Raw genomic sequence first — 12,398 nt, 5'->3', positions numbered from 1 at the left:
TAATCGCCCCACAGAGAGTGATATGCGCAAAAAAGTTGTGATGTTGTTAGGTGTACTGTGCTTGTTACCTGCCCTTTCTCATGCCGATGACGAAAGTGCTGCAAATGTCAAAACGCTATTTTTTGGCAAGGATGACCGCACAAGAGTGAATGATCCCGCAACACCGCCGTGGGATGCTATCGGTCAGCTTGAGACGGCCAGCGGTAATCTTTGCACCGCGACCTTAATTTCTCCTCACCTGGCACTTACCGCCGGGCACTGTTTGCTACAACCCCCCCATGGGAAACCCGATAAAGCCATCGCTCTGCGCTTTGTGTCTAATAAGGGCAAATGGCGTTATGAAATTCATGATATTGAAGGCCGGGTTGAATCTACGCTGGGTCGTCGCCTTAAACCTGATGGTGACGGTTGGATTGTTCCCGCCAGTGCAGCACCTCATGATTTTGGCCTGATTATTTTGCACAACCCGCCTTCCGGCATCACGCCGTTGCCATTGTTTGAGGGCGACCGTGACGCACTCACCGAAGCGCTAAAAAATCAGAATCGTAAAGTTACACAGTCAGGTTATCCCGAGGATCATCTTGACGATCTCTATACTCATAACGATTGTTTGATTACCGGTTGGGCACAGAAAACCGTTCTGTCGCATCAGTGCGATACGTTACCCGGTGATAGTGGTTCACCATTGATGTTAAAAACGGACAATGGCTGGCAGTTGATTGCGGTACAAAGCTCGGCGCCTGCGGCTAAAGACCGATATCGTGCAGATAATCGCGCAATTTCTGTGACCGGTTTTCGTGACCAGCTACAGAGTTTAGCCAGTCAATAATCTCACCGCCGGGTTTCGCACCCGGCGGTTTTCTTTTAGGCCAGTTTGATAAGCACCATGCCGGCTAGCAATAAAACCAGCCCCACCCAACCTTTGCGGTTAAGACGCTGTCCAAACAAAATCCAGCCAGCCGCCACGGTGGCGATAATGCCGAAGCCACCCCATAGTGCATAAGCTACAGACAGTTCAATTCCTTTTACTGCCTGCCCCAGCGCGCTAAAGGCTGCCAGAACCGCACACAGCGACAATATGCCGTAGCCAAAACGGCGAAACCCGTCAGAGTGTTTCAAGAAAATATTCGCGGCAATTTCTAACACGATCGCCAGGAGCAGCCATAGCGCGTGAACCCATTCAAATGATTGCATGTTCGCTCTCCTTTGCTGGTTTTACCGTTCGCGTTTTTTTAGCGCTGGTTCCCGATTTAATCAAAGCAATCCCCACAACCAACGTGGTCAGACCGATGATTTTCATTAGTGAGATTGATTCGTCGAACAACAGAACACTGAAAAGGGTAATAAATAAAATACCAATTCCTTCCCACATGGCATACGCGACGCCAAGAGCGATTTTTTTAACCGAAAATGATAATAAAATATAAGATAAGGTGATCATAAACAGCATAAAAATATAGCCGAGATTATCATCACTGACGCTGGACCATTTCATGGATAAGGTACCCGTAATTTCGGCAACAATAGCCAATGCTAATAAAATCCAATAGATCATGATTTCTCTCCGATAGAGAAAATAGCCGTTCCACAGCTTGCAAATACGCCATAAATAGCAGGCAAGCCGAATAAAAAATGCGTTTATTTATCCCGGGATAATTCGGGATTCAGGAAGGCAGATCTACAGCGCGTTGCGCCAGTGTTGTTCACCAGAAAGCGAAAATGAAGCACAGAAAGACGGGGCTTGAAGGGTTACTAACGTTCTGAACAGCTTGTTCGTAAGCATAATGTCCATAATTTTCACAACGTATCCGCGGTGTTGCTTCTCATCAGTTGCGGATAGTAAATTGTCCTCAGTAGTCAAACACGCTGAATTTGTACCATATTTTTTAAGGCGTCTAACTTCCCTTTTCAATTCTTTACGCTTGGGTAGCAAAAAAAATAAGTGTATACCCCTCCTTTCCCCACCCGTACTATATACACAATTAAGGAACGAATTATTCTGATGGAGACCGTCAATAATGGCAAAACCCATTATTACGTTAAGTGGATTAAAAGCAGTCATTATGTTGGGGATGTTAGTCATCATCCTTGTGGGTATAAAAGTGGCTGCAGAGATCATCGTGCCATTTATTCTGGCACTGTTTATTGCCATTATCCTCAACCCAATGATTCGTCGTCTGGAGCGCATTCGAGTCCCGCGTGTGCTGGCGATTAGCTTTGTCATTTCAGTGATTATTTTCTTCATGGCCGTGCTACTCGCCTACCTGGGAACCACGCTTAATGAGCTGACGCGTACGCTGCCGCAATATCGGTCATTATTAATCTCCCCTCTGCAAACACTGGACCCGTGGCTGCAACGGATCGGGATATCTGTGTCGGTGGATGAACTGGTTAAATATATCGACCCTAACGCGGCAATGACGCTAGTCACGAGTCTTATCACTCAGCTTTCCAACGCGATGACATCAATCTTTTTGCTGCTGCTGACCGTAGTATTTATGTTGATTGAAGTACCGCAATTGCCGGTAAAACTTCAACAATTGATGTCCCGACCGGAAGAAGGTATGGGGGCTATCCAGCGAGCTTTGGACAGCGTCAGCCATTATCTGGTGCTAAAAACCGCTATCAGTCTGGTGACGGGGTTGGTGGTGTGGATAATGTTAGCCACGCTGGATGTGCGTTTTGCCTTTGTCTGGGGGCTACTCGCCTTCTCACTCAACTATATTCCCAATATCGGCTCAGTTCTGGCAGCAATCCCGCCGGTTGCACAAGTACTGGTATTTAGTGGGCTGTACGATGCACTGCTTGTCGTCGCCGGTTATCTGGCCATCAATCTTGTGTTTGGCAATATCATCGAACCACGCATGATGGGACGCGGATTGGGTTTATCCACTCTGGTGGTTTTCTTATCGTTGATTTTTTGGGGCTGGCTGCTGGGCCCGGTGGGAATGCTACTGTCGGTTCCACTCACTATCGCGGTGAAAATAGCGCTAGAACAAAACGAAGGTGGCAGAAGCATTGCCGTGCTATTGAGTGATGTAACAAAAAACTAAGAGCAAGAGCCGCCTGGCAAACAGAGCGGCTCTTGAAACAAACTACATACTGTAGCCGGGTTTTTTGGCCAAAATATCCAGTACTGGTGCGATCTCTTTATCGTAGACATCCTCTTTCCAGCGATCTTTCTGAATAGGGGTTAAGGCAACAGAGAGCGACTCGTCAGATGAATTAAAGTGCTTCTTAAGCACGGCACAAATATCCGCGGCAAGCGCCTCTTTTTGTTCTTCAGTCAATTCGCGCGGGAAGTGTTTTACGGTGATGTGCGGCACAAAAAATCTCCTTTAAAATGGCGAATTCTATTCATACGTTAAAACATCAGGTTATAGCAACAGAAAATCATTTGGGGCAAATAGCGGTAAACTCCGCAACGCTAATGCCATGCTGCCCATGGTCCAGGCGCAAGCCAAACTTTTCTTGCAGTAGCTGATACATTGCTCGCTCGCCCCCTATTTCCTCGCGTTGCTCATCGCTAAACTGTCGGTCGCTCAGCGTTAACGTCGTGCCATCGGTTTTATGCAAACACACTATTAAATGATGGCGGAAATACGACTCGGGCCATGTCGAAACATAGTGATTAGAGACCTGAAAGTCACTGAAATATTGTGGTTGCAGATCAAAACGATACAGAGGCATCCAGCCATCTGGTTGTTTGATACTCAACAAGTAATCGCTCTCCAGATGTGTTAAGCGATAGACGCCGTGCGCCGTAGGCTGTTCAACATCAGTTTCCAACCGCAAAGGGGAAGTCAGCGTTTTCCCACCAAATCCTACATCGGCCAGATAACGCTGTTGATTTATCGTCACCAGCAATAGGCGGTGCGTTCTTGGTGGCATTTCAGGCGGTTGCGTTATCAACACTCTCGCCGCCAGGTCTTCCACCTCAAAACCGATATCTTCGAGCGCTGCGCGCAGTAAGGCATTTTGCTCATAGCAATAACCTCCTCGCCCAGCGACGACGAGCTTTTCAAAAACATTATCCAGTTCAAGCCTGATGGTACGTCCCAGTAAAACATCTAAATTTTCGAAAGGAATGGAACAGGTATGCAGCAGATGAATACGTTGCAAAGTCTCTAAGGTGGGTACGGCTTTCGCCTGAAAACCAATACGCGCAAAATAGGTTTGTCGCTCAAAAGTCATCATCTCAACCTCTTAAAATCCGATGTCTTCACTATAAAGCGTTTTTTTCAGGGCAAATGATCGATAATGCTCTGGCTACAACAGGCCTGTAGACTATTTCCCTGAAATTGAGTGCCAGAAGGATGCGCTATGAAACCCAAGTCGATGACTCTCTATGATGTGGCGAAGCATGCCAATGTTTCCTATCAGACCGTTTCGCGGGTTATCAATCAGGCAGAGCACGTTTCTGATAAAACGCGCCGTAAAGTCGAAGCAGCGATGCAGGCACTGAACTACGTTCCTAACCGGGTGGCGCAGCAATTGGCCGGGAAACTAAGCCACACGATTGGGCTTGTGACCAGCAACTTGTCCCTTCACGCTCCATCGCAAATCGCAGCCGCCATTAAGTCTCAGGCCAGCAAACTCCACTTTAACGTGGTGATATCGATGATTGAACAGCCTGATTTGAGCGCCTGCAAAGGTGCTGTGAATAGCCTGCTTTCCCAGCGAGTTGATGGGCTAATTGTGAATATTCCTCTGGAAGATGACCAGGTTCGCGCTATCACTGAAATGTGCGGCAATGTGCCGGTATTGTTCCTCGATGTATCCCCGGATCTCAATACCCACAGCATCACATTTGATGCCACCACCGGCACACAGTTGGCCGTGACTCATCTCGTCCAGCGAGGCCACCAGCATATTGCTTTGTTAAGCGGACCTTTGACCTCTGTTTCAGCCCGTCTGCGCCAGGAAGGGTGGCAACAGGCTCTGGCACAGCACCACCTGAAGGCTGTCGTGCAATTGCAGGGAGACTGGAGTTCAATCTCCGGTTATCTTCAGACACTGGCGCTCATTAGTACGGGAGCGAAGTTTACCGCGCTGCTGGTCGCCAACGATCAAATGGCGTTAGGCGCATTACGTGCGCTCAATGAGTCAGGCTTATCCGTTCCAGGGCAAGTCTCAGTGGTGGGTTATGACGATACCGAAGATAGCGCCTGTTTTATCCCGCCGCTCACCACTATCAAACAAGACTTTAAAGCACTGGGGAATACCAGTGTTGACCAACTGATTGCCCAAATCCACGCGCCCGCTTTACCTGGCCATGCCACTATTCTTCCCGTCACGCTGATTGAGCGTAAAACGACAGCAGTACCAAATTCTGATGCCACGTCACCACAAGCCCTGGCCGACGCGCTTGCGGTACTCGCCCGCCAGGTCGCACGCCTGAAGTGATTTTTGTGAATCGCCTCACCTGAAATTGTTTTACTGCTTTACATCTGCGCAGGTAAAAAACATATTAATTAATAATTGTGAGCGCTTCGCAAAAATGTAAAGGAACATCAAATATGACTATCCGTTCGGGTTTTGTCGCTGCCACTTTGGCCGCGATTCTTGGGCGACGCGACTGGGAGAACCCAGCAGTGACGCAATTAAATCGCCTGCCTGCTCACCCACCATTTTCCAGTTGGCGTGATGCGAGCGCCGCGCGCGACGACTCAGTATCTGATAGTTTGCACAGTCTCAACGGTGACTGGAAATTTAGCTATTTTACTCAGCCCGAAAGTGTTCCCGAAAGTTGGCTTGAGGCTGATTTAGCCGACGCTCAAATCTTACCCGTTCCATCAAACTGGCAAATGCATGGCTTTGACGCCCCGATTTATACCAACGTCACCTATCCTATTCCGGTTACACCGCCATTTGTGCCACATGACAACCCGACTGGATGTTACTCGCTCACATTTAATATCGAACAATCATGGCTTGATGAGGGGCAGACGAGGATTATTTTCGATGGTGTGAATTCGGCATTCCATCTTTGGTGTAATGGTCACTGGATAGGATATGGGCAAGATAGCCGCCTGCCCTCAGAATTCGACCTCAGTGAAGCCCTTCGTTCGGGGCAGAACCGCATTACGGTCATGGTGCTGCGTTGGTGCGATGGAACTTATCTGGAAGACCAGGATATGTGGCGGATGAGCGGTATTTTCCGTGACGTCACATTGCTGCATAAACCTTCCATCCAGTTGAGCGATATGCGAATCATCTCGCATTTAAACGAAGACTTTAGCCACGCCGTGCTGGAAACAGCTGTTGCGGTAAAAGGCGACATCGACGGCCAGTTACAGGTAAAAGTGCAACTGTGGCATGGTGAAGAATGCGTGAGTGAGCGGCAACAAGCGCTGACCAGCGAGATTATTGATGAACGTGGCGCTTATAGCGACCGAACCACCGTCCGGCTCTCTGTCGCAAACCCGCAACTGTGGAGCGCCGAAATACCCAATCTCTACCGCGCTGTCGTTATTTTGTTGGATAGCACAGGCGAAATAATTGAAGCCGAAGCCTATGACGTCGGTTTTCGTAAAGTCGAAATCCATCAAGGGTTATTGAAGCTCAACGGCAAACCGTTGCTGATTCGCGGCACCAATCGCCACGAGCATCATCCTGAAAATGGTCAGGTGATGGACGAAGAAACCATGCGCCGGGACATTCTGCTGATGAAGCAGCATAACTTTAACGCGGTGCGCTGCTCCCATTACCCTAACCATCCTTTGTGGTACCGCCTATGCGACCGTTATGGCCTGTATGTGGTGGATGAGGCGAATATTGAAACCCACGGCATGGTGCCGATGAATCGCCTGAGCAACGACCCGACCTGGCTGCCCGCGATGACGGAGCGCGTCACGCGCATGGTACAACGCGACATTAATCATCCTTCCATTATCATCTGGTCGCTGGGGAATGAATCTGGTCACGGTGCGAATCACGACGCGCTTTATCGCTGGATTAAATCCGTCGATCCTTCGCGCCCGGTGCAGTATGAAGGCGGTGGTGCCAACAGCGCGGCAACCGATATTATTTGCCCGATGTACGCGCGAGCCGACCAAGATCAGCCCTTCCCGGCGGTGCCAAAATGGTCGATTAAAAAGTGGATCGGCATGCCGGACGAAACGCGCCCGCTGATTCTGTGTGAATACGCTCACGCCATGGGCAATAGCTTTGGCGGTTTCCACAAATACTGGCAGGCATTCCGCCAGCACCCGCGTCTGCAAGGCGGTTTTGTCTGGGACTGGGTGGATCAATCGCTGATTAAACACGATGAGAACGGCGAGCCGTTTTCTGCTTACGGCGGCGATTTTGGCGACAAACCGAACGATCGCCAGTTCTGCATGAACGGTCTGGTTTTTGCTGACCGCACACCGCATCCGGCGCTATATGAAGCCCAGCAAGCACAACAGTTTTTCCAGTTTGAACTGAAACGCGAAGAGTCTTTGCGCCTGGAGATCACCAGCGAATATCTATTCCGCCATAGCGATAACGAACGCCTGATTTGGCAGGTTTCGCAAGCGGGTGAAAAGCTTGCTGAAGGTGAAGTGCTGCTCGATATAACACCTGAAGGCAAACAGGCAGTTATCTTCGACTCCCTGCCTGATATTACCCGCAGCGGCGATGTATGGCTGACGGTAAAAGTGCAGCAAATTAACGCCACACCATGGTCTGAAGCCGGGCATATTTGCGCATGGGATCAGTGGCAACTCCCTGGCATTCTCACCGCAACCTCACTGCCTTTTAACGGTGAAAAACCAGAGCTGACCATTAGCCATTGCCATTGTGATGTTCGACTCGGGCGGCATCACTGGCAGTTTAATCGTGAAACGGGATTGATGAACCAGTGGTGGACCGCGCAGCAGCCTGCGTTGCTACAGCCGTTGCAGGATCAATTCACCCGTGCACCGCTGGATAACGATATTGGCGTTAGCGAAGTGACTCGAATTGACCCGAACGCTTGGGTCGAGCGTTGGAAAGCAGCGGGAATGTATCAACTTGAATCCCAACTGGAAACCTGCGAAGCCGAGCAGCTTGCAAATGAAGTCCTGATTCGTACCGTTCATAACTGGAAACATGACGGCAAAACGGTGTTCATCAGCCACAAGAACTGGCGAATTGATTGCCAGGGTGCACTCCACGTGAGCGTGGATGTTGATGTGGCTTATGGCACGCCGCCGCCTGCGCGCATCGGGCTGACCTGCCAGTTATCGCAAGTTCATTCCGAAGTCAGCTGGTTGGGATTAGGGCCACATGAAAACTATCCTGATCGCAAACAATCCGCCCTGTTCGATAGCTGGAAACGGCCGCTGGATGAAATGCATACGCCGTATGTTTTCCCGACCGAAAATGGCCTGCGCTGTGATACTCAGCAGCTTGAGTACGGTAACAATCTTTGGCAGGGAAATTTCCACTTCAATATCAGCCGCTTTAGCCAGCAACAATTGCGTGAAACCTCGCATCGTCATCTGTTAGTTAAGGAACCTGGTAGTTGGCTAAATCTGGATGGTTTCCATATGGGCGTAGGCGGCGATGATTCCTGGAGCCCGAGCGTTTCTCCAGAATATCTGCTCGACAAACAGCATTACCACTATGAGCTGACCTGGACTCGCGACTAGTTTTTGTTTTCAGCGATGGTCTGATTATTTTTTCAGCCATCGCTTGTTATCCCTCCCTTTTGTGAAAAAGACATTAGCGTCCTTTAACATTTCTGGATAGGATCTGGCACCCGTTTTGTCATGGCGTTGAAATTATAAAAAGCCAGGCACTTGCGGGGACTTTTAACCAGGAGACAGGGGTAACATGAACACAACGCAAAAAACCGAAGCGGAAAAGCACGCGGCTAAACGGCGCTGGCTGAATTCGCACGATTCCGGGTACCACAAGGCAATGGGTAATCGCCAGGTGCAGATGATTGCCATCGGCGGCGCGATTGGTACAGGCCTCTTTTTGGGTGCCGGTGCGCGCCTGCAAATGGCTGGCCCCGCACTGGCGCTGGTGTATCTGGTCTGCGGCATCTTTTCTTTCTTTATTTTACGCGCACTAGGCGAATTGGTTCTTCATCGCCCTTCGAGCGGCAGTTTCGTCTCTTATGCACGCGAGTTCCTCGGTGAAAAAGCCTCCTACGTGGCTGGCTGGATGTACTTTGTTAACTGGGCAATGACGGGCATTGTCGATATCACCGCCGTGGCACTTTATATGCACTATTGGGGCGCTTTTGGCGATGTGCCACAGTGGGTGTTTGCTCTCGGTGCGCTTGGTATTGTCGGCACCATGAATATGATTGGTGTGAAGTGGTTTGCTGAAATGGAGTTCTGGTTCGCGCTGATCAAAGTCCTCGCTATCGTCGCCTTTTTGGTGGTCGGGACTGTGTTCCTCGGCAGCGGGAAAACGCTCGACGGCAACACAACGGGCTTCCATTTAATTACCGATAACGGCGGTTTCTTCCCACATGGGCTGCTGCCTGCTCTGGTGCTTATCCAGGGTGTGGTGTTTGCCTTTGCTTCTATCGAACTGGTGGGTACTGCCGCTGGCGAATGCAAAGACCCGCAGACAATGGTGCCAAAAGCGATTAACAGCGTTATCTGGCGTATCGGCCTGTTTTACGTCGGCTCAGTAACATTGTTGGTTTTATTGCTACCCTGGACGGCTTATCAGGCAGGGCAAAGCCCATTTGTGACGTTTTTCTCTAAACTTGGCGTACCGTATATCGGCGACATCATGAATATGGTGGTGCTGACGGCGGCCCTTTCGAGCCTGAACTCGGGCCTCTATTCCACCGGGCGTATTTTACGTTCGATGTCGATGGGCGGTTCAGCGCCTCAATTCATGTCGAAAATGAGTAAGCAGCAAGTGCCTTATGCCGGCATTCTGGTCACGCTTGGGATTTATGTGATTGGCGTGGTGCTGAACTACCTTGTGCCTTCGCAGGTCTTTGAAATTGTGCTTAACGTCGCCTCGCTGGGCATTATCTCTTCCTGGGCGTTTATAATGGTTTGCCAGATGCGCTTACGCAAAGCGATTAAAGAAGGCAAAGCGGCTGACGTCAGCTTTAAATTACCCGGCGCGCCGTTTACTTCATGGTTGACGCTGTTGTTCCTGTTCAGCGTGCTGGTACTGATGGCCTTCGATTATCCCAACGGAACCTACACTATCGCTTCAATTCCGTTGATTGCCGTCGTTCTGGTGCTGGGCTGGTTCGGGACACGTAAGCGTGTGCATGAACTGGCGCATAAAGAAGATGGCTCTATGCAGTAAACTTTAAAACTCCAGGCCGGATTAGCATTAGCGACATCCGGCATTAATTTTACAGCGTCCCACTGAATACAACCGGCCCGGTTGGCTGCCCGGTTGGTGAACCACCCTGCGGCTCCAGACTGATAGCAATCGTCGTGCCTGGAGACAAGGCGACGTTGCCCGTAGTGAGTTGAGTAGACTGGCTGGCGTTAACCAGCCCGAGTGAAATCGGTTTTGCCCCCGAAGGTATCGCCCATAGCTGCAAGCTGTTGTTGGCCGCAATCTCGCGCGGTTGCACCGGAACTAGCTGCAACGTTTTGCGTTCGCTATCTGCATTAACAATCCATTGCCCTTTTGTTGCATCACTACTGTTTAACACCACCAGCGGTGAGAGTTCTGGCGAACGGCTGGTGAAATACGGCACCAGCACGATAGCGGCAAGCCCGGCAGCGAGCGCCCATCCGAGGTAATTCCAGTTCCATATTGAAGCAGTCGTTTTTTGCGGCGGCAGGCTAAGCTCTAATTTTTTCCATACCCGTTCCGGCGGAATCTGTGGCTGTGTGCTGTTTTCAAATGGTGCCAGCAAGGTTTGCCAACGCCCAAGTTGTTGTGCCAGTTCTTGTTCCTGCGCCAGGCGTTTTTCAAAATGCAGACGCGCATTCCCACGCAGCGTGCCCAGGGCATACTGTGCGCTCAATGCATTGTCGATATCTTGTCTGCTTTTCATAATCCTACGCAGTCCTTAAGGTGATCCAGCGCCCGGCGCACCCAGCTTTTTACCGTGCCAAGCGGCTGATGCAACCAGGTCGCAATTTCACTGTGAGACATGCCCTGATAGTAAGCCAGCACCACGCTTTGCCGCTGATCCGCAGGCAGGTGCGCCAGGCACTCCGTGAGCTTGTCGACTTGCTTATCGTCATGCTGATTTTCTTCACTTTGATAACTCGTCCCTGGCGTATAGTCGGTTAGTTCTTCTTCCAGCTCACTGCTGCGCGCAGGGCCACTTCTTAGCCAATCAATACAACGATTGCGCACAATATGCGTAAGCCAGGTCATAGGGGAGCTAAAGGCAGGGTCATACGTTGCAGCACGATTCCAGACGGCAAGAAAACTGTCATGCAGGACTTCTTCGGCCCATGAAGAGCGGCGCAACATACGCAACGCTACCGGGAAAAGCATCGGTGACGTCTGGCGATATAGTTGTTCAAAGGCTTCTCGATCGCCACCGGCAATCGCCTTAACCAGCACTACCTGTTGTTGAACCTGCTTGTTATCCATATCTGCCCTGATTGAAGTGTGAGTGGACGCAGGCCGCGCGCACTCACACCGAGTATAGACAGGATTTATTTAGGCATCAGGACAGTATCAATAACGTCAATTACACCGTTTTTCTGATTAACGTCATAAGTACTGATATTGGCGATATTTCCCTGGGCATCTTTCAACTGGATGTTGTGCGGGCCGTTGCTCATTATCCACAAAGGCTGCCCGCTCACGGTTTTCAATTCCGCATGGCCACCACCCGCTTTAATTTTTTTCTCGAGTTGTTTCATATCGTATTTTCCCGCCACAACGTGATAAGTCAGTATGTTGGTCAGTACCGCTTTGTTTTCCGGCTTCACCAGATTCTCAACCGTCCCGGCGGGCAGTTTGGCAAACGCTGCATTGGTCGGCGCGAACACGGTAAATGGCCCGGTTCCCTGTAGTGTGTCGACCAGACCTGCCGCTTTCACGGCGGCAACCAGCGTCGTGTGGTCTTTAGAGTTGAGCGCATTTTCAACGATATTTTTTGAAGGGTACATTGCCGCGCCGCCGACCATCACGGAGTCTGACATCACGGCAGCCATGCCGGCAGCACTAAACAGTAGCGAGGTAGAGATCGCAGCACTAAGGATTTTGTTCATGGTTATTTCCTCATCAAGTCAGGAGCACGTTGTTGGCTCACACTCTGATATACGAACGAGGAAACAAACTGGATGCAGGGAAATGAAAATCTTTTTTCTGACTAACTAAACCTGACTCCCCGCCGCGCAAATACTCACGAAACACTTTTAGCGATAAAAACTTGCGTTAACGTTATGTGCCGTTAACACTTTTCAAACATTCATCACAAGTATTAACATACGCACTTGAATGTTCCAGATGGTTCGTCCGGAACGTAAAAT

Annotated in this window: 13 protein-coding genes; 5 read left to right on the top strand and 8 right to left on the bottom strand. The window is 50.1% G+C overall.

Annotation, left to right across the window (positions count from 1 at the left end; translation table 11 throughout):
• Nucleotides 1–22 precede the first annotated feature (22 nt).
• Nucleotides 23–829 (top strand): trypsin-like serine peptidase, encoded by an 807-nt coding sequence (locus tag M979_RS05390; RefSeq protein ID WP_034455812.1) that lies wholly within the window; start codon nucleotides 23–25, stop codon nucleotides 827–829.
• 35 nt (nucleotides 830–864) lie between these two features.
• Here M979_RS05390 and mdtI read toward each other — a convergent pair whose 3' ends face one another.
• From mdtI to M979_RS24120, 3 genes are all read right to left on the bottom strand, one after another.
• Nucleotides 865–1,194, bottom strand: coding sequence for a multidrug/spermidine efflux SMR transporter subunit MdtI (mdtI, locus tag M979_RS05385; RefSeq protein WP_034455813.1), 330 nt, complete (start codon nucleotides 1,192–1,194; stop codon nucleotides 865–867).
• Nucleotides 1,181–1,558 carry a multidrug/spermidine efflux SMR transporter subunit MdtJ gene (gene mdtJ / locus M979_RS05380; protein WP_122973983.1) on the bottom strand — a complete coding sequence of 126 codons (378 nt, stop codon included), beginning with the start codon at nucleotides 1,556–1,558 and terminating at the stop codon, nucleotides 1,181–1,183. Before mdtJ ends, mdtI begins: the two co-directional genes overlap by 14 nt.
• Nucleotides 1,559–1,678: 120 nt before the next feature.
• Nucleotides 1,679–1,783, bottom strand: coding sequence for a protein YdgV (locus M979_RS24120; RefSeq protein WP_483413602.1), 105 nt, complete (start codon nucleotides 1,781–1,783; stop codon nucleotides 1,679–1,681).
• Nucleotides 1,784–2,018: 235 nt separating this feature from the next.
• Between M979_RS24120 and M979_RS05370 the strand changes: the two genes are divergently transcribed.
• Nucleotides 2,019–3,053, top strand: a complete 1,035-nt coding sequence (locus tag M979_RS05370) for an AI-2E family transporter (protein WP_064554020.1) — start codon at nucleotides 2,019–2,021, stop codon at nucleotides 3,051–3,053.
• A 42-nt stretch (nucleotides 3,054–3,095) separates the two neighbouring features.
• Here M979_RS05370 and pptA read toward each other — a convergent pair whose 3' ends face one another.
• Together pptA and M979_RS05360 are read right to left on the bottom strand one after the other, a co-directional pair.
• Nucleotides 3,096–3,326 carry a tautomerase PptA gene (pptA, locus tag M979_RS05365; RefSeq protein ID WP_064554019.1) on the bottom strand — a complete coding sequence of 77 codons (231 nt, stop codon included), beginning with the start codon at nucleotides 3,324–3,326 and terminating at the stop codon, nucleotides 3,096–3,098.
• Nucleotides 3,327–3,393: 67 nt separating this feature from the next.
• Nucleotides 3,394–4,197: an arylamine N-acetyltransferase family protein gene (locus tag M979_RS05360; RefSeq protein ID WP_245164657.1), complete on the bottom strand. Its 804-nt coding sequence runs from the start codon at nucleotides 4,195–4,197 to the stop codon at nucleotides 3,394–3,396.
• Between the two features lie 126 nt (nucleotides 4,198–4,323).
• On the opposite strand from M979_RS05360, the gene M979_RS05355 reads away from it, so the two are divergent.
• From M979_RS05355 to ansP, 3 genes are all read left to right on the top strand, one after another.
• Nucleotides 4,324–5,406 carry a LacI family DNA-binding transcriptional regulator gene (locus M979_RS05355; protein ID WP_064554017.1) on the top strand — a complete coding sequence of 361 codons (1,083 nt, stop codon included), beginning with the start codon at nucleotides 4,324–4,326 and terminating at the stop codon, nucleotides 5,404–5,406.
• A gap of 113 nt (nucleotides 5,407–5,519) precedes the next feature.
• Complete coding sequence (locus M979_RS05350) at nucleotides 5,520–8,615, top strand: beta-galactosidase (protein WP_064554016.1); 3,096 nt, start codon at nucleotides 5,520–5,522, stop codon at nucleotides 8,613–8,615.
• A 184-nt stretch (nucleotides 8,616–8,799) separates the two neighbouring features.
• Nucleotides 8,800–10,254, top strand: coding sequence for an L-asparagine permease (gene ansP, locus M979_RS05345; RefSeq protein ID WP_064554015.1), 1,455 nt, complete (start codon nucleotides 8,800–8,802; stop codon nucleotides 10,252–10,254).
• A gap of 49 nt (nucleotides 10,255–10,303) precedes the next feature.
• On the opposite strand, the gene M979_RS05340 is transcribed toward ansP, so the two are convergent.
• From M979_RS05340 to M979_RS05330, 3 genes are all read right to left on the bottom strand, one after another.
• The gene (locus M979_RS05340; protein ID WP_064554014.1) at nucleotides 10,304–10,960 is read right to left on the bottom strand and encodes an anti-sigma factor; all 657 of its coding nucleotides are present in this window, start codon (nucleotides 10,958–10,960) and stop codon (nucleotides 10,304–10,306) included.
• The gene (locus M979_RS05335; RefSeq protein WP_064554013.1) at nucleotides 10,957–11,511 is read right to left on the bottom strand and encodes an RNA polymerase sigma factor; all 555 of its coding nucleotides are present in this window, start codon (nucleotides 11,509–11,511) and stop codon (nucleotides 10,957–10,959) included. Before M979_RS05335 ends, M979_RS05340 begins: the two co-directional genes overlap by 4 nt.
• A gap of 65 nt (nucleotides 11,512–11,576) precedes the next feature.
• Complete coding sequence (locus tag M979_RS05330) at nucleotides 11,577–12,137, bottom strand: fasciclin domain-containing protein (RefSeq protein WP_064554012.1); 561 nt, start codon at nucleotides 12,135–12,137, stop codon at nucleotides 11,577–11,579.
• Nucleotides 12,138–12,398 lie beyond the last annotated feature (261 nt).

It is taken from the genome of Buttiauxella noackiae ATCC 51607 (genome assembly GCF_001654865.1).
In the GTDB taxonomy this organism is placed as follows: domain Bacteria; phylum Pseudomonadota; class Gammaproteobacteria; order Enterobacterales; family Enterobacteriaceae; genus Buttiauxella; species Buttiauxella noackiae.
Note: the sequence above shows the minus strand (reverse complement) of the source record. Positions and strands in the feature narration are given on the sequence as shown.

Coding starts and splice junctions, on each gene's coding strand:
- M979_RS05390 (WP_034455812.1), top strand. CDS start 23: ATGCGCAAAAAAGTTGTGATGTTGTTAGGTGTACTGTGCTTGTTACCT.
- mdtI (WP_034455813.1), bottom strand. CDS start 1,194: ATGCAATCATTTGAATGGGTTCACGCGCTATGGCTGCTCCTGGCGATC.
- M979_RS24120 (WP_483413602.1), bottom strand. CDS start 1,783: ATGCTTACGAACAAGCTGTTCAGAACGTTAGTAACCCTTCAAGCCCCG.
- M979_RS05370 (WP_064554020.1), top strand. CDS start 2,019: ATGGCAAAACCCATTATTACGTTAAGTGGATTAAAAGCAGTCATTATG.
- M979_RS05360 (WP_245164657.1), bottom strand. CDS start 4,197: ATGATGACTTTTGAGCGACAAACCTATTTTGCGCGTATTGGTTTTCAG.
- M979_RS05355 (WP_064554017.1), top strand. CDS start 4,324: ATGAAACCCAAGTCGATGACTCTCTATGATGTGGCGAAGCATGCCAAT.
- M979_RS05350 (WP_064554016.1), top strand. CDS start 5,520: ATGACTATCCGTTCGGGTTTTGTCGCTGCCACTTTGGCCGCGATTCTT.
- ansP (WP_064554015.1), top strand. CDS start 8,800: ATGAACACAACGCAAAAAACCGAAGCGGAAAAGCACGCGGCTAAACGG.
- M979_RS05340 (WP_064554014.1), bottom strand. CDS start 10,960: ATGAAAAGCAGACAAGATATCGACAATGCATTGAGCGCACAGTATGCC.
- M979_RS05335 (WP_064554013.1), bottom strand. CDS start 11,511: ATGGATAACAAGCAGGTTCAACAACAGGTAGTGCTGGTTAAGGCGATT.
- M979_RS05330 (WP_064554012.1), bottom strand. CDS start 12,137: ATGAACAAAATCCTTAGTGCTGCGATCTCTACCTCGCTACTGTTTAGT.